Here is a 22936-nt window from a genome sequence, read left to right on the forward strand (position 1 = left end):
AGACCTGTGCGCTCGCTCAGCCGGTGAACTGGGCGGTGATGGACGTGAACTGCCAGTTGTTCTGGCCGATGCCCGAGCAGTTGCTCACCACGCCCCCGCCCGCGCACGGCCGGTCGCGGTTGACCGACCAGAAGGCCAGCCGGGCGATGTGGTGGGAGTTCGCCCAGTCGCGGATCTGGGTCCAGATCGCCGGGGTCGTGCTCTCCTGCTGATCGCTGAGACCGTTCATCCCGGAGATGCCGATGTGCGAGTAGGCCGTCGCGTCGTCCCAGCCGAACGTGGACTTCAGCTTGGTCTTCAGGCCCTCGGCGGCGTTGACCGTGCTGCCGTACATGTCGGAGCCGCCCCCGAAGTCGAACGGCATGATGGTGAAGACGTCGATGCCGGCGTTCAGGGACTGGGCCTGCTCGATCAGCCGGTTGCCGTAGTAGGTCGGGCCGGTCGTCGAGGTGCCGAAGGTGACGATGGTCTTCAGACCCGGGTTGTCCGCCTTGACGGTCTTCAGCGCGGTCAGGATCTTGGCCTGCACGGCCTCGTTCTCGAATTCGTCCGAGTTCTCGATGTCCATGTCGATCGCCTTGAGGCCGTAGGCGTCGATCACCTTCTGCAGGGCCCCGGCGAGCGCGCTCGCGGAGGAGCAGTTGGCGCCGAGCTTGCTGCCCTGCCAGCCGCCGAACGACGGGACGACGTCACCGCCCGCGGAGCGGATCTGGTTGATGACGGACTGGTCGGTGCCGCCGGTGAGCGGACGGCTGCCGTCCCAGGCGGGGTTGCAGCCACCGGAGTCCAGCATGAACGCCATCGTGTACCACTTGATGCCGGTGGCGCTCATCACCGAGGTCGCGCTCGGCGGGTCGCCCCAGCCGAGGTAGAGGTAGGGCGCGGCCTGCTTGAAGCCGGTGCCCCCGCCGGTGCCCGCGTCCGTCGTGACGCTCACCGCGTTGGAGGCCGCCGAGACGTTCCCGGCCGCGTCGCGCGCCTTCACCGTGAAGGTGTACGAGGTGCTGGGGGACAGGCCGCCGACCGTGGCGCTGGTCGACGACACGCTGAGCACCCGGTTGGAGCCGCTGTAGACGTCGTATGCCGTCACCCCGACGTTGTCCGTGGAGGCCGACCACGACAGCGACACGCTCGACGAGGTCTTGCCGGTGGAGGTCAGGCCGGCCGGGGTGGTCGGCGCCTGGGTGTCCGAGCCGCCACCACCGGGTCCGTCCAGGCTGATGTCGTCGGCGTAGTACGTGCCCTGCGCGTACCAGCCGTGGACGTAGATCGTGGCGCTGGTCTGGGAGGCGCCGGTGGTGAAGGAGACGGAGAGCCTGCTGTACGCCGACGGGGAGGTCGTCCAGGTCGAGGCGCCGCCGTCCACGCCGAGGTAGACGTACGAGCCGCGGACCCACCCGCTGAGGGTGTACGCGGTGTTCGGCTGGACCGGGACGGTCTGGCTGCACTGCGCGTCGTCGCTCGAAGTCGCCGCGCCCGCAAGCGCCTTGGCGCCGCTCTGCACCGGGCTGGAGACGATCGAGCCCAGATTGCCGGTGCAGGACCAGGGCGACAGGCTGCCCGACTCGAAGCCGGGGTTGGACAGGATGTTGGCCGCGTGGGCGGTGCCGGGAAGGGCCACGGCCCCGGACAGGGCCAGGGCGGCGGAGCCGACCAGGGCGAGGAGGGCACGTCTGGAACGTCTGAGAAGTGTGCGCACGCGATCTCCCTGAAGGGAATCGGGGGTTCGGGAGTGAGGGGGAGTGCAGAAGGGTGCGCAACCAAGTTGGTATGGACCAATCGCACTGTCAAGGCTTCCGCGCGGATTGGTCCATACCGGTGGGTGGGCGCGATCCCTGACGGGGACGCGCCCGAGGGGCGTCGAGAGCGGGCGGACGGCCTACAGGGGCAGGACCTGCGCCGTGGTGACCCCCACCGGGGCGACCGGAACCGCGGGCAGCGCCGGAGCCTGTGCCTGCTCCACACGCGGCTGCGGCAGCGACACGGCCCGCACCGGGCACGGCCCCGACACTACCGTGTAGTCCGTGCCCAGGAACGGCGGCACCATCTCGCCCGGGTCCTCACCGAGCGCCAACTGCACAGCCGCCCAAGGGGCGTTGACGCCGCACAGCGACAGCTGGTGCAGTCCGCCCGCCGGACGCGTGTTGACGTCCAGGAGCACCGGCTCGTCGCCGTACATCCGGAACTGGATGTTGGACAGGTAGTGCAGCCCGAAACCCTCCGCCAGCCGCCGGGCCGGCTCCAGCCACCGCTCGTGCAGCGTGAAACCGCGGCGCCGGCCGCTCTTGGTGCGTCCCACAGCCATGCGGATCCGGTTGTCCGGCCCGGTCAGGCAGTCGACCGACACCTCGGGCTGTTCCAGGCGCGGCATCACCAGCCAGTCGACGGGCTCGGAGGCCTCGCGCACCGCCCGGACGACCAGGTCCAGCGGAACGTACGGACCCGGGAACCCGTTGAGGTGCACGAGCGAGAAGGGGGCGCGCGTGACGACGCGGAAGCCCACCCCGCCCGCGCCCGCCGCCGGTTTGAAGCAGGCCCTGTGCCCGCCGGCCTCCAACTCCTCGACGGCTGCGACGAGTTCGTCCTCGTTGGTGACCCGCCACCACGGCGGCACCGGGATCCCCGCCGACTGCACCGCCTGGTACGCCGCCACCTTGTCCCGGAAGACCGACACCGCCTCGGCGGACGGCGCCAGCAGCGCCGTACCGGCCGCCTCGAACTCGGCGCGGTGCGCGACGATCTCCTCCTGCTGCAGGCGGGGCACGAACACATCGATGCCGCGGCGCCTGCACTGGTCGAGTGCGTATTCGACGTACGCGGCCGGGGACAGGCCCTCCGGCTCCAGGTCGGCGCTGTCGGCGGCGGCCAGAACCGGCGAGTCGGCGTCGCCGTGCGTGGCATGGATCTCCACGGCCCGGTCACTGGGATTTCTCCGCAGCTGATCCATGAAGAACACGTTCTCCGCGTACGTGCGGTTGAGCCAGACGCGTACGCGAGAGACCATGCAGGCCGCCTTTCACGGTATGCGGGCAGGGCGGAGCAGGCCGAGCCCGGCCAGGGGGGAGGGAGGTGCACCGAACCGCATACGCGGGCGGACGCCCGTGGCGGATGTGCTGGGGCGATCATAGGCCCTCTCGGACGCTTCCACTGCTACGCGCGTGTTACGGATTCGGCCGGGTCCGCGGTGGCACGGCGAGGGCCGCCCTCCGGGGCGTGGGCACCGCGGTACCGGGTGTTTCCGCGACCGCTCCGGCCCAGGACGCGGGTCGGCCTTGTCCGTCCGCGGTCCGATGTGCTCTTGTGTTCTCCATTCGGTTCGTGAAAGGGGCGAGTGTGGAGCCGACGGAAGGCCGTGGACAGGTGCTCGCCGTCAGCGACCTGCACGTCGGGTACGCCGAGAACCGCGCCCTCGTCGAACGGATGCGACCCACCTCGGACGCGGACTGGCTCCTGGTGGCGGGTGACGTGGCCGAGACCGTCGCCGACATCAGCTGGGCCCTGGGCCTGCTCGCCGGCCGCTTCCGCAAGGTGATCTGGGCGCCCGGCAACCACGAGCTGTGGACCCACCGGAAGGACACCGTCACCCTGCGCGGGGTGGAACGGTACGAGCACCTGGTCGCCGTCTGCCGCAGCCTCGGCGTGACGACGCCCGAGGACCCCTACCCGGTCTGGGAGGGTCCGGGCGGTCCCGTGGCGGTCGCGCCGCTCTTCCTGCTCTACGACTACTCGTTCCTGCCGCGGGGCTGCACGACCAAGGAGCAGGGGCTGGAGTACGCGCACGGCACCGGGATCGTGTGCACCGACGAGTACCTGCTGCAGCCCGACCCCTACCCCAGCCGCGAGGCGTGGTGCCGGGCCCGCGTCGCCGAGACCGAGCGCAGACTCGGGGAGATCCCCGGCGAACTGCCCACGGTGCTGGTGAACCACTATCCGCTGGACCGCCACCCCACCGACATCCTGCGCTACCCCGAGTTCGCCATGTGGTGCGGCACCCGGCTGACGGCCGACTGGCACCACCGCTTCCGGGTCGCCTGCATGGTCTACGGTCATCTGCACATCCCGCGGACCACCCACCACGAGGGCGTCCGGTTCGAAGAGGTGTCGGTGGGCTACCCCCGCGAATGGCGCCCGCGCCCGGAGCCGCCCGGAAGGCTCCGCCGCATTCTTCCGATGGAGGTCCAAGCAGGTGATCGAGGAGCTGCTCCCGGGGTCGGTCGCGGTCGTGGAGGCGCACGGCCGTGACGCGCTCGGCGCCGGCGTCCTTCTCTACCCCGAGGAAGAGGCGGTCATAGCCAGGGCCGTCGAGAAGCGGCGCCGGGAGTTCACCGCCGTGCGGGCCTGCGCGCGGCAGGCCATGGAGAAGCTCGGTGTGCCGCCGCAGCCCGTCCTGCCCGGTGAGCGTGGCGCGCCGCGCTGGCCGGAGGGGCTGGTCGGCAGCATGACGCACTGCGACGGCTACTGCGCCGCCGCGCTGGTCCGCGCCGGCGACCTGGCCTCGCTCGGCATCGACGCGGAACCGCACGACCGGCTGCCGGACGGCGTCCTGGACACGGTGGCCCTGCCCGCCGAACAGACCCGGCTGCGCGGCCTGGCCCGCAGCCACCCGGACATCCACTGGGACCGGCTGCTGTTCAGCGCCAAGGAGTCCGTCTACAAGGCGTGGTTCCCCCTGACCGGGAAGTGGCTCGACTTCCTGGAGGCGGACATAGAGATCGCCCCGGGCACCGGCGCGGACCTCTCCGGCGGCTTCCGGGCGCGGCTCCTGGTCCCCGGCCCGCTCGTCGACGGCCTCCGTGTCGAGGTCTTCGACGGCCGCTGGACCGTGCGGAAAGGCCTGGCCGCGACGGCCGTCGTCGTCCCCCGTCCCTGAGCAGTCAGGGACACCAGCCGCCGAGCAGACGGAAGAACTCCTCCTCGGTGCCCGCGAGCCCCGCCTCCGCCAGGGCCCGGTCCGCCTCCGCCAGGGCTGCGGTGGGGACCACGGGCGGCCGGTGCGGGTCCGACGGGCCGTCGAACGCGGCCCGCACGGTGTACAGAAGGCGCAGATACGCCTGCACGGCGACGCGTTGACGGTCGGTCAGTACGGCGGTGGACATCGTCGGCTCTCCCCGGGTCGGCCGTGCGACAGGGTGTCGCGCGGCGGATGTGCGCTGCACGCCCCCTGCGTGCGGACGCTCTCCGCGCGCACGGGTGACGCACCCCCAGCTTGCCGTCCGCCACTGACAATCCGGTTGCCGCGCCGACCGCTTCGCCCGCTCGGCGCAGCGGTGGGCACGGCGCCCGCCGTCCTCAGCCGCCCGTTTCCCGCGCCCCCGCGTCCTCCAGGCCCTCCGCTGTGCCCGTGACGGCCTCCCGCTCGACCCCGGTCAGAGGAGGGGCCGTCAGGAGGGGACGGCGTGGGCCGCGCAGCACCGCGATCACCACGGCGGGTCTCAGCAGTTGGCTCACCGGTTTCGAGAGGGTGACCACGTCGAAGAACGCCCGGGCCACCAGGGGGCGCCCGGTCGCCGCCAGCATCAGCCGGTTGACGTACGCGCCGAGGAGCCTGTTCGCGAGGCCCGGCGGCTTGCCGATCGCATCCGGGTAGTGGATGTCCGTGCTCACGGCGAACTCCCAGGCGGTGGCCACCGGACGGGCCACCGCCCGCTGTGCCCGCCGTGCCAGCCCGGGCGCCCGCAGCCCCTCCTTCGCCACCAGGGAGCCCAGCGCCAGGGCGCCCAGCGCGGCCACGGACAGCCCGTGCCCGTAGACCGGGTTGTAGGTGGCCACCGAATCGCCGACCGCCACGAACCCTTCGGGCCAGCCCCTGACCCTCTCGTAGAACCGCCGGCGGTTGACAGTGCTGCGCGTGACGACCGGATCCGACAGCGGCTCCGCGTGCGCGATCAGTTCCCCCACGACCGGATGGCGCACGCCCTCGCGAGCGAACGTCTCGAACCCCTCCGCGGAGGCGGGTGGTTCACCGCCGCGCGTGCCCGAGAGCGTCACCAGCCACCGGCCGCCCTCGATCGGCTCGATGGTCGTCGTCCGCCCCGGGACCGGCACCGTCGCGTCCGACTGCACGTTGACCAGCGGGAACTCCTCCGTACCTGACGGCGCCCGGAAGATCCGGCTGGAGTAGGTGAGCCCGGAGTCGACCTCCTCGAGCGGTGCCTCCGGCACGCCCAGGGCCTTCAGCCAGACCGAGGCCCTCGAACCACGTCCCGCCGCGTCGACGACCAGGTCGGCCGGCAGAACCTGCTCCCCGCCGTCGGCGGTCCGCATGCGCACGCCCGTCACCCGCGACGCGTCGCCTTCCAGGGACAGCAGTTCGGTGCGCTGGAGCACGGTGACGCGCTCGCTCTTGACGACGCGTTCACGCACCACCCAGTCGAGCAGATCACGGCTGCAAGCGATCATGAACTGCATCTCCGGCCAGCGCCGGAACCAGCCCCGCGGCTGCATGGACACGAGCCCCGTCGGCAGGGGGATCCGCCGGGCGCCCGCCGTCAGCCACGCGTCGGTCACCCCCGGCAGCAGCTCCTCCATGGCGCGGGCGCCCCCGGACCAGATCACATGCACGTGCCGGGCCTGTGGCAGGCCCTTGCGCGGCTCGGGGCCGTCGGGCAGCACGTCCCGCTCGACGACGGTGACGTCGGCGTACGCGCTCAGCGCCGCGGCGGCCAGCATGCCGGCCATGCCGCCGCCGATGACGACGGCCCGACGGGGTGCCGCACCCGAGGGGGTGCTAGCGGGTTCTGTCATGGAAGTCGCTTCCTGGCCTGGTCCCGGCCGGCTCCCGGGCGGCCGCGACGACGGGTGAGTGACGCAGGGCGATCGACATCCGCACGAGGTCCCGGGGACCCTCCGGGGGTGTGGCCGCGGCGGTCTCCGCCCCCGCGGCACTGATCACCCTGCCCTCCGGATCGGCGGCTCTCGCCCGCACCGCCACCGCCACCATCGCCGCGTCGGCCTCGGCCTGCGCCCGGGCGGGGTCGGAGCCCGCCGCGAGCGCGGTGGCGTGGGCGCGGGAGCGCACCTCGGAGTCGAAGTAGGGGTACAGGCCGAGCATCCCGTCGTGGATGTCGGACTCCCGCTGCGTCACCCGCAGTTCGGCCGGCGACCACCAGGAGATCCGCACGCCCCGGTCCGCGTGGGCGGACACCGGCCGCAGCTCCCGCCACAGCGGCCCCAGCCGGCGGTACGTCGACCAGGTGTTCCAACTGTCCCCGATGCGCTGGCAGGCCAGCGGGAGAAAGAAGCCCACCGCGCTGATCTGCGCCCCGGCGGAGGCCAGCACGGGGGCCGTGTCGCTGCTCAGATAGTCCAGGTTGTGGCCGTTCCAGCGGGCGATGACCGCGGTGAACTTGGTCGTCAGATAGGCCAGGTTGAACAGATACCCGGTCACGATGATCAGCAGCCCGGCGCGCAGCCAGCCCCGCACCTGGAGGGCCCAGCGCCCGCACATGAAGTCCATCGCGACGCCCGCCACGGTGAGTGCCGCCAGATAGAGCACGATCATCTCACGCATGTACGGCGTGCGGGCGTAGTACGTGTCGAAGTCGACCAGTCGCTCCACCGGCGCGCTGCCGAGCGTGAACAGGGTGATCAGGGCGACGATCACGATCCCGTACCCGGCGATGATCCGCCGGGTGGTGCGGCGGGTCTCGTCGGGAGGGCCGCCACGCCAGTTGACGACGAGCACCAGACAGGACGCGCTGAACGCGCTCAGCAGGCAGTACACCAGTGGTGCCGACACGTTGGTGATGCCCGTGAGGGCGTTGACCCTGCCGATGGTCGGCGGCGCGGCGAAGAAGAACACCAGGCCGGCCAGCGCGAGCAGGGCGCACACCGCCCGCAGCAGCGGGTCGCGCCACGAACGGCTCAGCGCGGGCGCCTTCACGGCCAGCGCCACGCCCATCGCGGCGGCCGGGATGTAGTAGCTGGAACCGTCCATGCGCAGGTGTTCGTCCTCAGCCCTGCGGCCCGCGATAGCCCAGTGACGCCTCGATCCGCCCGGCCAGATCGTCCCGCGTGACCGGCCCGCGCAGCGATGAACCGGCCAGCCAGGTACGGCACTTGCTGGCCAGCAGCAGACCGAAGCTCTCGGCCTCCTTCTCGTCGGCCAGGTCGAAGTGCGTACGGGCGGCGACCCTGCGCACCGTCGCCTGCAGATCGGCGGTGTCGCTGAGCAGGCGCGCCGCGACCGCAGCGCCCTCCACGTGGTGGCCGTGGTGTCCGGCGTTCATGTGCCACAGTTCGTGGCCGAGGATCACCAACTGGTGGTCGGGGGCGGTGCGTTCCTCGACGACGACAAGGTCCTGGTCGGCCATGTCGAGCCAGAGGCCGCTCGCCGTGCCGGGCGGGAAGGGGGCCGTTCGGAACCGGACGGGACGGCCTCGGCGCCTGCTCATGCCGTCGCACAGCGCGGTGTAGAGGTCGGCCGGCTCCGCCGGTGCCGACAGCGAGAGCTCCGCGACCAGCTCGCCGCACAGGCGGCGCATGTCCCTTCCGATGCCCACCGTTCTCCCCCGGATCACGACTCGGGCCGCTTGACGCTCTCCAGGAGCATGTCCAGCCACTCCGCGACCTTGTCGCGGTGCTGGTCGGTGGGCAGCTGGGCCGCCCGCCAGGCGATACCGCGGACACCGTGGTCCTGCAGCAGCCGCTCCAGCGGGTCGTCGGCGGTGGCCGCCGCCTCGCGCTCGCGGTCGGCGAGCCGCTGGAGGAGCTCCTGCTCGGAGCGCTGAAGGGCGTTCGCGAGCGCCTCTGGGTCCTCGGCCGTGAGGAACCCGGCATGCACTCTGAAGAAGCGCTGGATGGCGTCGCAGTGCTCCATGGTGGGGCGCCGGTCACCATTGATGAGGGCACCCGCCTGCTGGCGCGACATGCCCGCGCCGTCGGCCATCTCCTGCTGGGTGTACTTGCGTCCGTTCGGCTTGAGCCGGGTGCGGCGCAGCAGATCGAGCCGCTGCAGGAAACGCGCCTGCAGATCCGGCTCCCCGGCGGGCACTCCGCTCAGCAGGGCCTTCACCACCGGCTCCGGGACGCCGGACTCGACCGACAGGCGTGCGACGTCGAAGACCTCCGCGTGCGGCACGCCCAGCCGGTCGGCGAGGGCGGTGACACGGGCCACGACGGCCGGCAGCAGACCCGTCGCCGTGGCGCCCGGAACCTCGAAGCCATCCGTCACCGACAGATCTCCCACATCTCGCTCAGATCGTTTCACAGGGCCGTCCGGAACCATCCGGAGATTATCCGTTCTCTCGAACTCGCATCCAGGTCTCGCCACAACTGTGGCGAGATTCAGCCGTCAACCGGCGTCAAATGCCACGATAGTTGACATGCCTCGGCCCGGGGCAGCAGGATCAAGGCGCCGCGTGAAGGCCGCAAGGGCAAGAGGGGTGACCTCCCGATGGCGTTTCAGGCAGGAGGGCAGCGGTCGCAGCCGCGGCCCGTCCCCGACAGTCCGGAAGCACGGGCGTATCTGCAGGACTACGCCATGCTCCTCGAAGCCGTGCCCTTCCCGTCCGTCGTCTTCGACCACCGCTGGGACGTCGTCCTCGCCAATGCCGCGTTCGAGACGCTCTTCCGCGGGGTCGCACCGCATCCGACGGCCATGCCGGGCGACAACTTCCTGAGGTTCGTGCTGTTCCACCCGGACGCCGGCACGATCCTCGGCGAGCACGAGTCCAGATGGTGCCTGCCGATGCTGGCGCACTTCGCCGCGGCGCTGGAGCGGCACGGCCACGACCACGGGCTGCAGTCCATCCGCCGTGACATCGCCCAGGACCCGATCATGGAGGCCGCCTACCGGCAGGGGCTGCCCCACTGGATCCGCGCGGTCGGCCCGCACGCCGTGGAGCACGACGGCGCGGTGCGTCCGCTGCTGCACCCCGACCCGCGCTGGGACACCGACTGCCGGGTGGTGGGGGAGGCCCCCAAGACCCTTCAGGACATGGGCTACTCGCGGCTGACACTGGTGCTGCGCCAGGCGCGCCGTCCGGCGCACGCGGCAGCGGGGGCGCGTCGCGGCCGGCGCAGCGCCGGGCACCTCAGCGTGGTGCCCGTACCGCACAACTGAGCCGCTCCCCGAGTCCCGGCTCCGTCGGCGTTCAGGTCGCCGACGGCGCCGGGGCTCACCCTCGTCCACGGGCTTTCGGCGGCTCCTGGCGTAGCCGCGTCGCGCGCCGCGGCCGCCGCGCCCACGAGGGTCTCAGCGGTCGAGGGTCTCAGCGGTCGAGCACGAGGACGAGCGGGACACCGTCGCAGGGAGTCAGGCGCAGCCCCCGCCAGGCGCCGGGCCGTCCCCGCTCCAGCACGGCCGCGAAGTCGGGTCCCTTGGTGAGCGAGCCCGCCAGGTGCGCGGGGTCGGCCGAGGCGGCCACGCGTCCGCGGGCGTTGACCAGGTGGGCGGCACCGGGCAGGTTGCGCAGCAGCGGCAGCACGACCGCCTCGAAGTGCCGCAGGTAGACGTCGGCCGCGGCCACGCCCGCGAACCGGCCCTCGACGTGCACGGGCGCCGACAGCGTGAGGCTGTACTCGTCCGAGCAGAGGTAGTCCACGTAGGGGCCGGCCACCGCCCGCCGCCCGGTGTCGCGGGGCAGCGCGAACCAGTCCCAGTGCGTGTAGTCGGAGTACGCCGAGTGCTCCGGGTCCAGGTCGGGCAGCAACGGGCGTACGTCGCCGTCCGCGCCGCTCTGCCACCACTCCAGCCACGCCGGTACGTCGCTCAGCAACCCGGGGGCGGCCACGAAGCCCACACCGGACACCAGGTCCTGGCGCGTCAGCCGGGTGTGCAGCCCGGGGCGCAGCCCCGCCAGGTCCGCGGTCGCGGGCCGCCGGCCCTGGGCGGCCACGCGGGCCAGCAGCGCCGTGGTGTCGGCGCGGGTCTCCGTGACGGCGCCGAAGACCGTCTCCAGCGCGAAGCGGACCCGGGCGGCGACCTCCGCCTCGGTCGCCGCGACCAGACCGGGGCTCGTGCTCATGGCGCCCTCCAGCGCACGTGGACCGGATGTCGACGCGTCACAGGGCCAGGCGCAGCGCGATGAGCCGTGCCGTCGACTCCTGGACGCACCGTTCGGCCAGCTCCCTGGCCGATTGGTGGGCCCCATCCTGCACTGCGGAGATTACGGCGCGATGACGGTTCGCCGCCTGTTCGCGATAGGCGTCGTCCTTCAGGACGAGACACAGCAGCGCCCCGACCTCCGTCTGCAGCGCGATCTGCTCGCGGGTGAGCCGGGCGGACTGCGCGGCGGCGGCCAGCTCGACGTGGAAGCGGCCGTACACCCGGCTGCGGGCCGCCGCGTCCTCGGCGGCGGTGAACTCCTCCAGGGTGCGGCGCAGCGGCAGCAGGTCGTCCGGCTCGGTGCGCTGGGCCGCGAGCCGGCCGGCGGCCCCGGAGACGGCCGCCCAGTGGTCGCCCAGGTCGCGCAGCTCCTCCGTGCTCCAGTCAGCCAGCCGCGCCGTGATCCGCTCCTCGGCCGGCTCGGCGGGGCGCGAGACGAAGCTGCCGCCGCCGCGGCCCCGCCGGGTGGTGACCAGGCCCTGCTGCCGCAGCGCCATGAGCGCTTCACGCAGGGTCACCGTGGACACGCCGAGCTGCCCGGCCAGCTCGCTCTCGCCGGGCAGCTGCTCCCCGTCGGTGAGCAGTCCGAGCTCGATGGCGTCGCGGAGCCGGCGGACGACCGTTTCCACGCGCGCGCGGGTGTCCACCGGGGTGAACACGGCTCTGCGGGCACCGCTCCTGTCGTGCTTCACGGCCACCACCTTGTGCGTTGGCTCAATCTTTACCCTGAGGGGGACTTGAGATTTGAACTATGCTTTCATATCTTTTCGAGCCAACGTAAGAGTGCACCAGAAAGGTTCCCGTCCATGGAGGGAAGCGCCGTCCGGCTGCAGGGCCTGCGGAAGGAGTTCGGTGACGCGACCGCCGTGGCCGGGGTCGACCTGGAGATATCCGACGGCGAGTTCTTCTCGATGCTCGGCCCGTCCGGCTCCGGCAAGACGACCGTCCTGCGGATGATCGCGGGCTTCGAGAGCCCCACCGCGGGAACCATCGAGCTGGCCGGCCAGGAGGTCACCGGGCTCGCGCCCTTCGAGCGGGACGTGCACACCGTCTTCCAGGACTACGCCCTCTTCCCGCACATGACCGTCGAGCAGAACGTCGCCTACGGCCTCAAGATCCGCAAGGTGCCCAAGGCGGAGCGGCTCGCCCAGGCCCGCAAGGCGCTCGCCGACGTACGCCTGGAAGGGTTCGGCAAGCGCCGCCCCAACCAGCTCTCGGGCGGTCAGCGGCAGCGGGTGGCGCTCGCCCGCGCCCTCGTCGGCCGTCCCAAGCTGCTGCTGCTCGACGAGCCGCTCGGCGCCCTCGACCTCAAGCTGCGCGAGCAGATGCAGGTCGAGCTCAAGGCGCTCCAGCGTGAGGTCGGGATCACCTTCGTCTTCGTCACCCACGACCAGGAGGAGGCCCTGACGATGAGCGACCGCATCGCCGTCTTCAGCCAGGGCCGCATCGAGCAGGTCGGCACCCCCGCCGAGATCTACGAGCGCCCCGCCACCGCGTTCGTCGCCTCCTTCGTGGGCACCTCGAACCTGCTGGACGGCGAGGCGGCGCGACGGGTCGTCGGGACCACGGGCACGTACAGCATCAGGCCCGAGAAGATCCGGGTGCTGAAGGAGTCCGCCACCTCCGACGAGCCGCAGCACTCCACCGCCACCGGCACCGTCGCCGAAGTGGTCTACCTCGGAGACGCCACCCGTTTCCTCGTGGACCTCGACGCGGGCGGTCGCCTCACCGCGCTCCAGCAGAACCTGGAGACCTCGTCCGAGGACGTCGCCGCCTACCGCGGCGCCCGGGTGCGCCTCCAGTGGCACCGCCGTCACACCGTCCAGGTCCCGGACGCCCGCTGACCCCCCACGCCAGCCCCCGTCACCCATGGAGAACGTCGTGCGTCTCACCCGAACCCTTCAGGCCACCGCCGCCGTCGCGGCGCTGCTCACGGCCGCAGCCTGCGGCTCGTCCGACTCGGGCGGCTCATCCCCGTCGACCGGCCTCAACCCGCCGAAGCTGAAGGCGCAGGCGAAGCTGGGCAAGACCGAGGGACAGGTCAACCTCATCGCCTGGGCCGGCTACGTCGAGGACGGGTCCAACGATCCCAAGGTCAACTGGGTCGGCGACTTCGAGAAGCAGACGGGCTGCCAGGTCAACTCCAAGGTCGCGGCCAGCTCCGACGAGATGGTCAAGCTGATGAAGACCGGCGAGTACGACGCCGTCTCCGCCTCCGGCGACGCCTCCCTTCGCCTGATCGCCTCCGGCGACGCGGCACCGGTCAACACCGACCTCGTGCCGAACTACAAGGACGTCTTCGGCGACCTGAAGCTGCAGGCGTGGAACTCCGTCAAGGGCACGGCGTACGGCATCCCGCACGGCCGCGGCGCCAACCTGCTGATGTACAACACGGAGAAGGTCAAGCCCGCGCCGACCTCCTGGTCCGCCGTCTTCGACGACGCGGCGAAGTACAAGGGCCATGTCACCGCCTACGACTCCCCGATCTACATCGCCGACGCGGCGCTGTACCTGAAGGCCACCAAGCCCGAGCTGAAGATCAAGGACCCGTACGCGCTCGACCAGAAGCAGTTCGACGCGGCCGTGGACCTGCTGAAGAAGCAGAACGCGAACATCGGCGAGTACTGGAGCGACTACCTCAAGGAGATCTCCGCCTTCAAGAGCGGTGACTCCGTGGTCGGCACCACCTGGCAGGTCATCGCCAACCTCGCGCAGGCCGAGAAGGCCAAGGTGGCGGCGTTCGTGCCGAAGGAGGGTGCGACCGGCTGGTCGGACACCTGGATGCTCTCGGCCAAGGCCAAGCACCCCAACTGCGCCTACAAGTGGATGGACTGGATCATCTCGCCGAAGGTGAACGCCCAGGTCGCCGAGTACTTCGGTGAGGCCCCGGCCAACGCCAAGGCGTGCGAGCAGACCAGCGACAAGAACTTCTGCACCACCTACCACGCCGGGGACACGGCCTACTGGAAGAACGTCGCGTTCTGGAACACGCCCATCGAGCAGTGCCTCGACGGCCGCACCGACGTCAAGTGCGTGCCGTACGCCAAGTGGGTCCAGGCGTGGACCGAGATCAAGGGCTGAGGACTCCACGATGACCGCCACCCTGCCTGCCGCCGGACGGACACCCGTCCGGCGGCTCGCCGGGCTGCTGCACCGCCGCCCGCGGCTGCGGCTGTCCCTCCTGCTGACCGCACCGCTGCTGTGGCTGGCCGTGCTCTACCTCGGCTCGCTGGCGGTGCTGTTCGTCTCGGCGTTCTGGACGACGGACTCCTTCACCTCCGAGGTGGTGAAGGTCTGGTCGACGGACAACTTCCACGCGCTGCTGACGACGCCCGTCTTCCGCGAGGTGATCCTGCGCAGCATCGGCGTGGCCCTCGCGGTCACCGTCCTGTGCGCGCTGATCGCCTTCCCGCTGGCGTTCTACACCGCGCGCGTCGCCCGGCCCCGGTGGCGCCCCCTGCTGGTGGTCGCGATCCTCACCCCGCTGTGGGCGAGCTACCTGGTCAAGGTGTACGCGTGGCGGCTGATCCTGTCGCAGGGCGGCCTGGCCGACTGGATGCTGCAGCCGTTCGGGCTGAGCGGACCCGGGTTCGGACTGCCCGCGGCGGTCATCACGCTGACCTACCTGTGGCTGCCGTACATGATCCTGCCGATCCACACGGCGCTCGGGCAGCTGCCCGCCAACCTCCTGGACGCGTCCGCCGACCTGGGGGCGCGCCCCGGCCGCACCTTCCGCTCGGTGGTGCTGCCGATGGTGCTGCCGTCGGTCGCCGCCGGCTCGGTCTTCACCTTCTCCCTCAGCCTCGGCGACTACATCACCGTGCAGATCGTCGGCGGCAAGACCCAGCTGATCGGCAACCTCGTCTACTCCAACATCGAGCTCAACCTGCCCATGGCCGCCGCGCTGGGCACGGTTCCGGTGGTGGTCATCGTGCTCTACCTGCTGGCGATGCGCCGCACGGGCGCCCTCAGCAGCCTCTAGAAGAGGTCCCTCGTCATGCAACTGTCCCGCTCCGCGCGCATCGCCCTGCGCATCGCCGCCGGGCTCGGCTTCGCGGTCATCTACGTCCCGCTCGCGCTCGTCCTGGTCAACTCCTTCAACCCCGACCGCAGCGCGAGCTGGCCGCCGCCCGGCTGGACCCTGCACTGGTGGTCGGTGGCCTGGGAGAACGACGGTGCCCGCAACGCCGTGTGGGTCTCGGTGAAGGCGGGCCTCGGCGCCACGGCCATCGCGCTGGTGCTCGGCACGCTGATCGCGTTCGCGGTCGCCCGGCACCGCTTCTTCGGTCGCGACGCCATCTCCTTCGTGGTCGTCCTGCCGATCGCGCTGCCCGGCATCGTCACGGGCATCGCGCTCAATTCGGCGTTCGGCACGGTCCTGCAGCCGCTCGGCGTGGGCCTCGGCCTGTTCACGGTGATCGTCGGACACGCCACCTTCTGCATCGTCGTGGTCTTCAACAACGTGGTCGCGCGGCTGCGCCGCACCTCGGGCTCGTACGAGGAGGCGGCGATGGACCTGGGGGCCGACACCTTCCGCGTCTTCGCCGACGTGACCTTCCCGCTGGTGCGTTCGGCACTGTTCGCGGGAGGGCTGCTCGCGTTCGCGCTGTCCTTCGACGAGATCGTGGTGACGACGTTCACGGCCGGGCCGGGGGTCGAGACCCTGCCGATCTGGATCTTCAACAACATGACCCGCCCCCAGCAGGCCCCCGTCGTCAACGTGGTGGCCGCGCTGCTGGTCCTGCTGTCGGTCGTCCCGATCTACATCGCCCAGCGACTGTCGGCGGACACGGCGACGGAGAGCAAGATCTAGGGGGTGTCTCGAAAGTCCCGCACAGCACCCACGGCGCCCGGCACGCTCCCCCCGGCTCTTCGAGCAGGGGGCACCCCCACTCGCCGCACCGGCCGAGACCCCAAGTCCGTCCAGTACGAGGGCTTTCGTCCGGCACGCCGAGAGCACGCACCGGACACCGCGGGCACCGCACAGGACTGTCGAAACACCCCCTAGCGCCCCGGCAGGCAGCGTTTGCCCCGTCGCCCTCCGCGCCCACCGGACGCCCGGCACGTTCCCCCAGGCTCTTCGAGCAGGGGCACCCCCACTCGCCGCACCGGCCGAGAGCCCGGGTACGTCCGGTACGAGGGCTTCCGGCCGGCACGCCGAGAGCACGCTCCCGCTCTCGGCTCCGCTCGTCCGGGCGGTGCCCCCACGACGCCGCTCCTTGACGGGCGAACGTCGCCCGCCGGAGCACTGGCGCCCCGCTCTCGCCCATGATGCAAACGGCACTTTCCGACACCGCCGCAGGCCTCAGGGCGCTCAGACGCCGACGTGGTGATGGGCCGCCCACGCCGCCGGGGCGTCGCCGTAGTGGACGCGGACCAGCCGCGCCGTACGGGCCAGGGCGACGGCCGGTGCGTCGCGGACGGTGTCCAGGGCGTCGTAGAACACGCGGGCCGTCGTCTCGGCGACGGCGTCCGGTACCCGCCACAGTGTGCCGATCACCCCGGAGAACCCGGCGAGCAGGAACGCGGAGGTGAGGTGGATCGCCTCGTCCGCGAGGTCGCGGGGGGTGTACGTCGTCTCGCACGCCGAGAGGTACGCGAGACGGCCCCAGCGGTCCCGGCGTGCGGCGATCTCGGCGAAGGTCAGATCGAGGTCCGGCAGCAGGAAGCGGCTGGTGCCCGGGTCGTCCTGGTCCGCCACCGCGTGCAGCGCCAGATGCAGATGGGTGCAGGTGATCAGCGCGTCGATGAGGACCTCCCGCTCGCACTCGGCGAGGTCCAGCGGTTCGACGCCGAGGCGGTCCGCCGCCGCCCGGGCCTCGCGGCGCGCGGCGGGCAGCTCCGGCAGTCCCGGGCGGCGCACGTCGGCGTGCACGACGGCCGCCACCATGCGGTCCGGCGCCGCGCCGCGGGCCCGTGCGTGGTGCAGCGCGGTGACCGTGGGCGTGTACGAGGACACGGTGCGGTCCACCAGCGACTCCGGGGACACCGTGCCGTCCGCCGGCGACTTTGAGGCGTCCTGGGCCGCCGTCGCGGCGTGCAGCGGCAGCCGGCACAGCGCCTGGGTCGGCACCCACCAGACCCGGGTGTCCGGGTCCGTCACCTGCAGCTCGGCGAGGACGGGGGCGGCCACCTCCCGCCACAGCAGGCCGAGTGTCGCCGTGACGCGCTCGTTGGCCGCGTCGACGTCGTCCTGGGCGGCCCGGGGATCCAGCGCGGTGACGACGTCCGCGTGGAACACGCCCGCCGCCCGCTCCAGCTCGTCCGCGTCCAGGCCGTCCAGCGGCACCTGCCGCAGCCCCTCGGCGGTGAGCAGCAGCGCGTCGCAGCGGTACCCGCTGACGTTCACCACGACGACCGGACCGTGCGCGGCCTCGGCGAGCAGCGAGGCGACCGACGGCGGCCGCTGGAACCCGGACTGCCCGGGCAGCGTCCTGATCCTGCGTACGACGACGTCGAGCTCGGCTTCCAGGTCCCGGCGGCGTTCCCGCTCCCGGCCGGTCACCTCCGTCTCCGGCGGCGGGGCGGGCAGCGGCAGCGGGGGATGATCCAGCCGGTCGAGCGCGTCGCGCAGTTCCTCGAAGCGCCGGGCGAGACCGGCGTCGGCGTCGTGGAGGTCCGCGAGGTCGGCGCGGATCCCCGACCTGCGGTTGAGGAGCACCCCGCGGCCGAGCTCCAGCAGGCTCAGGGCCCGCTCGGGATCCCCGCAGGCCAGGCACATCGCGGCCGCGTCACTCGCCAGCCCCGCGGCCTCTGCGAGCCTTCGCTGGGCGTCGGGCCGCTCAAGCCGGCGGGGCGTGGCGGCCGGCAGCAGCTCCACCCCGAGCGCGAACGCCTCCGCCGCGGCCCGCGCATCGCCCGTCAGCGCCGCCAGCCGGCCCCAGTCACGGGCCGCGTGCAGCCGGACGTCCGCCGGGCCGGTCCCGGTGCGGGCGGCGGCCCGCAGGGCGTCGAGTGCTCCTGCCAGGTCGTCCGCCTCGCCGGTGGACTCGTGCCGCAGGTTCAGCACATAGGCGAGGTTGGCCAGCGAGCGGCCCAGGTCGGGATCGTCCGGCGGGGTGTCCGCGACCACCCGGCGGGCCAGCGTCACCGCCTCGTCGAGGTCCCCGTCGCCGGACCGGGCGGCCAGGGCGAGGAGCAGACTGCCGCGGACCGCGGTGGCCGACCGCCCCTCGCCGAGCGAGGACAGGGCACCGCGCGCCGCCCCGACGGCCTCGGTGGCGCCCGCCGCGCGATGTGCCGACGCAGCCCGCAGCGAGGCCGCCAGATTGGCGAGCTGGAGCGGCAGATGCGGATCGGCGGGCGCGGTGGCCGCCACGGCCGTGCGCAGGCTGCCGAGGGCCCGCTCCAGCGAGTCCTGGTCGCCGCTGACGCGGTGGTGCGCGTGCAGCGCGAGACCGTGGGCGCCCGCGACCGTCGCCAGCCGCCGGGACGCCGGCCCGGCCGCCATCGCCTCCTCCAGGAGCGCGAGCGCCTCGGACAGGTCGTCCCGGACGCCGAGCGTCTCGTGGCGCTCGGTGAGGGCGGTGGCCAGATTGCTGAGCAGACCGGGGCGCTCGGGATGGCCCGACGGGGCCAGGCGCAGCGCTTCGCGCTGGAGGTCGATGTCCTCGTCCAGGTCGGCGAGGTCACCGTCGCGGGTGTAGCGCGCGTACAGAGCCCCGCCCAGGTTGCTCAGCCGCAGCACCCGCTGGTGGGCGGGACCGGCGCCGCGTACGGCGGCCCGGCCTGCGGCGATCGCCCCGTCGAGCCCGTCGTCGACGCCGTGCAGCCGGGTGCGGGCGGCGAGGGCGGAGCCCAGGTTGTTGAAGTGGATCCCGGCGTCGGGGTGGTCGTCGCCGAGCAGGGCGAGGGCCTCGCCGTAACGGCCGATCGCCGCGTCCAGATCGGCGGGCGCCCCGGTCTCCTCGTGCCGCAGGCGCAGCAGGACTCCGAGGTTGCCGATGCGTCCGGCCCGGTCGCCGGGCGGGCCGGCCTCGAGCGGGGCGGCCGACTCGCCGTACGCGATCGCCTCGTCCAGCAGCCCGGGATCGCCACTCAGCAGATAGCCGCAGCGCAGGACGTCGGCGAGGGTGTCGAGCGCGTCGGCCCGCCGCTGCTCGTCGTCCCCGGCCAGGCCCAGCGCGGTCCGCGCCGCCCGCTCGGCCTCCTTTGCCACGCCGGCGTCCTCGTGCTGATCGGCCCATGCGCACAGCACTGCGGCGGCGATCTGCCAGACGTCGGAACGGCCGGCCGCCAGGGTGGGGCAGTCCGGGGGCGCGGCCGAGTGGCCCGCAGGCCCCGGGGCGGCGGCCCGGCGGGCGCCCGCCGCCGCCCCCGGTCTCGCTGTTTCAAAGGCCGTGGCCGCGCGCACGACCGCGACCGCCTCCGCCAGAGCCTCCGGGTCCCCGGCGTAGTGGCACTCGCTCAGGGCGCCCGCCAGGAGGCAGGCCCGCTTGGAGTGTTCCTCGTCGCCGTCGGCCGTGCGGTCCAGCGCCTCGCGTGCCGCGGCCGCGGCCTCCCGTGCGAGGCGCGGATCGTCGGTGCGGCCGGACCGGTAGCGCAGGACCTGGGCGAGTTCGGCGTATTCGTCGGCCGCGTCGAGCCCGTGCTCCTCGCACTGCGCCACGGCGTCCCGGGCCGCCGCCTCGGCGCGCGCGAGCGTCTCGGCGTCGCCGTCGTACTCGTACCTCAGCCGATGGGCCTGGGCCAGATGCAGCAGCGAACCGCCGCCCGCGGCGAGCGAGTCCCCGACCGCCACGACGGCCTCCTCGAACAGTCCGGGATCGGCGAGGTCCGCCCCCGCCCGCAGCAGCAGCCCGGCCACCGACGACAGGACCGTGATCCGGGCCGGCGGATCGTCGGGGGCCCGGTGCGCTGCCCGGCGCGCGGCGGCGACGGCCTCCCGTAGCGGCCCGGTGTCGCCCGTCATCGCATGCAACCCGGCTTGGGCTTCGGCGAGTTGTGCGAGGACCACCGCCTCGTCCGGTCCCGCGTCGGCCAGGGCCCGGCGCAGTGCCTCCACCGACCGCACCCCTGCGGCCGGACCCCCGCCGCGCCGGGCCGACTCGGCGTGCAGAGCGGCGATCCCCTCCAGCAGGGCCACCCGGTTCTCCCGCCCGGCCAACCCCAGGGCGGCCTCCAGAAAACCGACGGCGCGGTCCGTACGGCGCGGGAAGCGGCCGTCCACGGTCGCCCGGCGGGCGCGTCGCAGCGCCAGGGCGAGACGCACACGGCGGTGCGGCGACGGCTTCACAGGAGTGGGCGCCCCGCCTCAGCGCCGGTCGTCACCGTCGGCTTCTTTCGGTGTGCCCTCGTCAGGCTCGGCGATGGTGTGCACCAGGGCGGTCACCCGCTCCCGCAAGGGCTCCGGCGGCGTGACGTCGGCCGGGTCGGCGATGCGCTCCACCCGGTTCGGACTGAGGACTTCGAGCCGGGCGACGGCGACCCCGAGAGCAACCGCGTCCCCGGCCTCGTACGCCGCCGCGAGTGCCTCGACCGCGGCGGCGGGGCGCGACCATGCGGCCGGCGGAAGCCGCCAGGTGGGGACGTCGTCGAGCAACTCGCGGGCCCGGGCGAGCAACGCCGCGTCCATGCCCGTACCGGGTGAATCCGCCCTAGACTGCATGGACTCAACTGTAGCGAGACAAGCGCCGGGAGCGGCGACGCGAGGCGGGGGTGTACCGGCACGTGCCCGATGGAGAAGCGACCGAGCATGCGTTGACGGCGCGCCAGATCACGGAACAGGAGGTCGCGGTCCACGTCTTCGTCCCGCTGGACGGCACACGCGCCGAGGAAGGGGTGGCCTCCTTGCGCGCGATGTGGGGGCGCTTCCGTGAACTGCAGCACGCCGACAGGGAGTTGTACGCCAGGCTGCCGGTCCGGGTGCCGGACGCTCTGCCCGGCCCGCCCTCGCGCGGCTCGGTCGTGGTGGCGGGCGTGCAGTCCGCCGACCGGCTCGATCAGGCGATCCTGCGCCGGCACCGGGAGATCCTCAATCTGTCGCTCCTGCTCGGCGCCGGTCCGGACCGGGAGTGGTCCGGGCTGCGCGAGCGGCTGGAGAAGGTCGTAGGCCCGCTCGGGGCGTGCCATCTGGGCGCGGTGACACTGGAGTTGGGCAAGGCACCGACGGAAACACCGGGTGACGTGGACGTTCTGGAACCAGAGCGGGGTGACGACGCGGACCCGCGGCGGCTGTTGCGGTTGCTCGGGCGGGCCGGTGCGGACGCGCGGCTGGGCGCATGGGCGTGGTCCGACGGCGGCCACCCGGAGATGCCGGACTTCGTCCGGTATCTGATGCACATGACGGCGATCCGCCACCAGCGGCGAACGCATCACTGGCTGGCGGAAGCCAGGGCCGCGGGGACGATGGGACCGCTGGCCGTGGTGCGGCCGCCCGACGGAGGCCCGGACCGGGAACTGCCCTCGACAGCCGAAGTCCACTTCATCCGGGACTCGGTGGACGGCATCTGGGAGAACGCCCAACGTGCCCTGGAGGCGTCGGGCCTCGACGGCGGGGCCGTGGCGGAGGACGACCGGCGGTTCGCCTCGTCGTTCCTCTGGTGGCTGGACGCCTTTCTCGACCTGCTCAAGCGGGCCGGGGTCGGCGATCCTCTGCCGAGCCCCCGGCGGGAGCCGGGCCGGCCGGTGCGGGTACTGGTCGTCGCCGACGAGTGGTTTCCGGCGCGCGGTGGCCTGAGCGCGTTCAACAGCAAGCTGAGCGTCGCTCTCGCCCGGCAGAAGGCGGACGTCCGGGTCATGGTCGAGACCTCCACCCCGCAGGAGCGCGCGGACGCGGCCGGGGGCGGGGTGCGGTTGATCGACGTCGCTCAGCCGGGGCTCACCAGGCAGGCGGCACTGTCGGTGCCGCCGGCGTTCGCCGACGGGTTCGTGCCCGACCTCGTCCTCGGGCACGGCAGGGTCACGGGACCGGCGGCCAAGGTGCTGGTCGAGCGCTATTTCAAGAATGCCGGGCGACTGCACTTCCTGCACGTCGAACCGGACCAGGCGGAAGCCCACAAACCCCACGCCGAAGGGGACTTGGCGCAGCGCGCCGAGGACCGCACGGATCTGGAACTGCGACTCTGCCGGGGCGCGCTGCACCCGATGCCCGTCGGCCCCCGGCTGGAGCGGGCCCTGTGGCCCCATCTGCGCACGCCCGAGTACCAGGACCTGGCCGCACCCGTACGCATCGACCCGGGCTTCGACGGCGAGACGCAGGCGACCCCGCCGCGGCCGGGTGAGATCCCGCAGATCCTGCTGCTGGGCCGGCTGGAGGACGCCGATCTCAAGGGGCTGGACATCGCCGCCCGGGCGGTGGGGAAAGCGGCCTCGAAAGCGGCTGGGCCCGGTTCGTGGCACCTGCTCGTGCGGGGGGTGCCCGACGACGAGTCCGAGGCATTGGCGGCGCAGGTCGAGAAGTGGGTCGGCAACTCCGCCGTGGACGTCATTCCCCGCCGCTACTCCGCTGATCCCCGGCGGATCAAGAACGACCTCGCGCGGGCCAGTCTGGTCCTGATGCCCTCACGGGCGGAGGCGTTCGGCCTGGCCGGTGCGGAGGCGATCGCCTCCGGGGTGCCGGTGCTGGTCAGCGGCCGCAGTGGGCTGGGCATGCTGCTGCGCGCCCAGCAGTCGCCGGTCGCGGCTCGGGCCGTGGTGGACGTGGAGGCCACGCGGGGCAGCCGCAAGGCCGACATCCAGACCTGGGCGCAGTCCATCCACGCCGTCGTACGCAGTCCGGAGGCCGCGTTCCGTGACGCCGCGGAGCTCCGCAAGGCAATGGCCGCCCGTTACACCTGGGCCGCGGCCGCCGCCACCGTCCTCGACTGCGTCCGCCGCCACGAGACCACCTGATCCGCGTCCGCCCACCGGAACCGCCCTCCCGCCTTGGCCTTTTGGGAACGTCCGGCC

The 22936-nt window shown here is 72.7% G+C and carries 19 protein-coding genes; 8 read left to right on the plus strand and 11 right to left on the minus strand.

All coding sequences use genetic code 11. From position 1 onward, the window contains the following. Positions 1 to 16: 16 nt before the first annotated feature. Complete coding sequence (locus ACFSL4_RS20750; protein WP_381084872.1) at positions 17 to 1699, minus strand: carbohydrate binding domain-containing protein; 1683 nt, start codon at positions 1697 to 1699, stop codon at positions 17 to 19. Positions 1700 to 1879: 180 nt separating this feature from the next. Beyond that, on the minus strand, positions 1880 to 3004 hold the full coding sequence (locus ACFSL4_RS20755; RefSeq protein ID WP_381084875.1) for an ATP-grasp domain-containing protein: 1125 nt from the start codon (positions 3002 to 3004) through the stop codon (positions 1880 to 1882). 329 nt (positions 3005 to 3333) lie between these two features. On the opposite strand from ACFSL4_RS20755, the gene ACFSL4_RS20760 reads away from it, so the two are divergent. Both ACFSL4_RS20760 and ACFSL4_RS20765 read left to right on the plus strand, forming a co-directional pair. After that, on the plus strand, positions 3334 to 4242 hold the full coding sequence (locus ACFSL4_RS20760) for a metallophosphoesterase family protein (protein ID WP_381084878.1): 909 nt from the start codon (positions 3334 to 3336) through the stop codon (positions 4240 to 4242). Next, positions 4187 to 4870, plus strand: coding sequence for a 4'-phosphopantetheinyl transferase family protein (locus ACFSL4_RS20765; RefSeq protein WP_381084881.1), 684 nt, complete (start codon positions 4187 to 4189; stop codon positions 4868 to 4870). Before ACFSL4_RS20760 ends, ACFSL4_RS20765 begins: the two co-directional genes overlap by 56 nt. A 4-nt stretch (positions 4871 to 4874) precedes the next feature. On the opposite strand, the gene ACFSL4_RS20770 is transcribed toward ACFSL4_RS20765, so the two are convergent. From ACFSL4_RS20770 to ACFSL4_RS20790, 5 genes are all read right to left on the minus strand, one after another. Further along, entirely contained in the window at positions 4875 to 5096 is a 222-nt protein-coding gene (locus ACFSL4_RS20770) for a hypothetical protein (RefSeq protein ID WP_381084884.1), read from the minus strand. 193 nt (positions 5097 to 5289) lie between these two features. Further along, the gene (locus ACFSL4_RS20775; RefSeq protein ID WP_381084887.1) at positions 5290 to 6744 is read right to left on the minus strand and encodes an NAD(P)/FAD-dependent oxidoreductase; all 1455 of its coding nucleotides are present in this window, start codon (positions 6742 to 6744) and stop codon (positions 5290 to 5292) included. Then, positions 6728 to 7936 (minus strand): MAB_1171c family putative transporter, encoded by a 1209-nt coding sequence (locus tag ACFSL4_RS20780; RefSeq protein ID WP_381084890.1) that lies wholly within the window; start codon positions 7934 to 7936, stop codon positions 6728 to 6730. Before ACFSL4_RS20780 ends, ACFSL4_RS20775 begins: the two co-directional genes overlap by 17 nt. A gap of 16 nt (positions 7937 to 7952) precedes the next feature. Then, positions 7953 to 8483, minus strand: coding sequence for a toxin-antitoxin system, toxin component (locus tag ACFSL4_RS20785; RefSeq protein ID WP_381085011.1), 531 nt, complete (start codon positions 8481 to 8483; stop codon positions 7953 to 7955). A 32-nt stretch (positions 8484 to 8515) separates the two neighbouring features. Then, positions 8516 to 9172 carry a helix-turn-helix domain-containing protein gene (locus tag ACFSL4_RS20790; protein WP_381084893.1) on the minus strand — a complete coding sequence of 219 codons (657 nt, stop codon included), beginning with the start codon at positions 9170 to 9172 and terminating at the stop codon, positions 8516 to 8518. 222 nt (positions 9173 to 9394) lie between these two features. On the opposite strand from ACFSL4_RS20790, the gene ACFSL4_RS20795 reads away from it, so the two are divergent. Then, entirely contained in the window at positions 9395 to 10063 is a 669-nt protein-coding gene (locus ACFSL4_RS20795; RefSeq protein ID WP_381084896.1) for an MmyB family transcriptional regulator, read from the plus strand. Positions 10064 to 10211: 148 nt separating this feature from the next. Here the strand turns inward: ACFSL4_RS20795 and ACFSL4_RS20800 are convergent, their stop codons facing one another. After that, the gene (locus ACFSL4_RS20800) at positions 10212 to 10967 is read right to left on the minus strand and encodes a PDC sensor domain-containing protein (protein ID WP_381084899.1); all 756 of its coding nucleotides are present in this window, start codon (positions 10965 to 10967) and stop codon (positions 10212 to 10214) included. 37 nt (positions 10968 to 11004) lie between these two features. Continuing rightward, positions 11005 to 11748, minus strand: coding sequence for a FadR/GntR family transcriptional regulator (locus tag ACFSL4_RS20805; protein WP_381084902.1), 744 nt, complete (start codon positions 11746 to 11748; stop codon positions 11005 to 11007). A 105-nt stretch (positions 11749 to 11853) separates the two neighbouring features. Here ACFSL4_RS20805 and ACFSL4_RS20810 point away from each other — a divergent pair, with 105 nt between their 5' ends. The 4 genes from ACFSL4_RS20810 to ACFSL4_RS20825 are packed head-to-tail and all read left to right on the plus strand — an operon-like array spanning position 11854 to position 15860. Continuing rightward, entirely contained in the window at positions 11854 to 12891 is a 1038-nt protein-coding gene (locus tag ACFSL4_RS20810; RefSeq protein ID WP_381084905.1) for an ABC transporter ATP-binding protein, read from the plus strand. 37 nt (positions 12892 to 12928) lie between these two features. Beyond that, positions 12929 to 14128 (plus strand): ABC transporter substrate-binding protein, encoded by a 1200-nt coding sequence (locus ACFSL4_RS20815; RefSeq protein WP_381084908.1) that lies wholly within the window; start codon positions 12929 to 12931, stop codon positions 14126 to 14128. 10 nt (positions 14129 to 14138) lie between these two features. Continuing rightward, a complete protein-coding gene (locus ACFSL4_RS20820) occupies positions 14139 to 15029 on the plus strand; it encodes an ABC transporter permease (protein ID WP_381084911.1) in 891 nt (296 codons plus the stop codon). 15 nt (positions 15030 to 15044) lie between these two features. Then, on the plus strand, positions 15045 to 15860 hold the full coding sequence (locus ACFSL4_RS20825) for an ABC transporter permease (RefSeq protein ID WP_381084914.1): 816 nt from the start codon (positions 15045 to 15047) through the stop codon (positions 15858 to 15860). A gap of 501 nt (positions 15861 to 16361) precedes the next feature. On the opposite strand, the gene ACFSL4_RS20830 is transcribed toward ACFSL4_RS20825, so the two are convergent. Both ACFSL4_RS20830 and ACFSL4_RS20835 read right to left on the minus strand, forming a co-directional pair. Beyond that, positions 16362 to 20258 carry a CHAT domain-containing protein gene (locus ACFSL4_RS20830; RefSeq protein ID WP_381084917.1) on the minus strand — a complete coding sequence of 1299 codons (3897 nt, stop codon included), beginning with the start codon at positions 20256 to 20258 and terminating at the stop codon, positions 16362 to 16364. 42 nt (positions 20259 to 20300) lie between these two features. Further along, entirely contained in the window at positions 20301 to 20654 is a 354-nt protein-coding gene (locus ACFSL4_RS20835; RefSeq protein WP_381084920.1) for a CATRA system-associated protein, read from the minus strand. 62 nt (positions 20655 to 20716) lie between these two features. Between ACFSL4_RS20835 and ACFSL4_RS20840 the strand changes: the two genes are divergently transcribed. Further along, positions 20717 to 22879, plus strand: a complete 2163-nt coding sequence (locus tag ACFSL4_RS20840; protein ID WP_381084923.1) for a CATRA conflict system CASPASE/TPR repeat-associated protein — start codon at positions 20717 to 20719, stop codon at positions 22877 to 22879. The last annotated feature ends 57 nt before the right edge of the window (positions 22880 to 22936 follow it).

The organism is Streptomyces caeni (genome assembly GCF_042678285.1).
In the GTDB taxonomy this organism is placed as follows: domain Bacteria; phylum Actinomycetota; class Actinomycetes; order Streptomycetales; family Streptomycetaceae; genus Streptomyces; species Streptomyces caeni.

Excerpts from the sequence above, each read along its gene's own strand:
- ACFSL4_RS20820 (WP_381084911.1), top strand. The coding sequence starts at position 14,139 with ATGACCGCCACCCTGCCTGCCGCCGGACGGACACCCGTCCGGCGGCTC.
- ACFSL4_RS20770 (WP_381084884.1), bottom strand. The coding sequence starts at position 5,096 with ATGTCCACCGCCGTACTGACCGACCGTCAACGCGTCGCCGTGCAGGCG.
- ACFSL4_RS20780 (WP_381084890.1), bottom strand. The coding sequence starts at position 7,936 with ATGGACGGTTCCAGCTACTACATCCCGGCCGCCGCGATGGGCGTGGCG.
- ACFSL4_RS20810 (WP_381084905.1), top strand. The coding sequence starts at position 11,854 with ATGGAGGGAAGCGCCGTCCGGCTGCAGGGCCTGCGGAAGGAGTTCGGT.
- ACFSL4_RS20835 (WP_381084920.1), bottom strand. The coding sequence starts at position 20,654 with ATGCAGTCTAGGGCGGATTCACCCGGTACGGGCATGGACGCGGCGTTG.
- ACFSL4_RS20755 (WP_381084875.1), bottom strand. The coding sequence starts at position 3,004 with ATGGTCTCTCGCGTACGCGTCTGGCTCAACCGCACGTACGCGGAGAAC.
- ACFSL4_RS20785 (WP_381085011.1), bottom strand. The coding sequence starts at position 8,483 with ATGCGCCGCCTGTGCGGCGAGCTGGTCGCGGAGCTCTCGCTGTCGGCA.
- ACFSL4_RS20825 (WP_381084914.1), top strand. The coding sequence starts at position 15,045 with ATGCAACTGTCCCGCTCCGCGCGCATCGCCCTGCGCATCGCCGCCGGG.
- ACFSL4_RS20800 (WP_381084899.1), bottom strand. The coding sequence starts at position 10,967 with ATGAGCACGAGCCCCGGTCTGGTCGCGGCGACCGAGGCGGAGGTCGCC.
- ACFSL4_RS20795 (WP_381084896.1), top strand. The coding sequence starts at position 9,395 with ATGGCGTTTCAGGCAGGAGGGCAGCGGTCGCAGCCGCGGCCCGTCCCC.
- ACFSL4_RS20775 (WP_381084887.1), bottom strand. The coding sequence starts at position 6,744 with ATGACAGAACCCGCTAGCACCCCCTCGGGTGCGGCACCCCGTCGGGCC.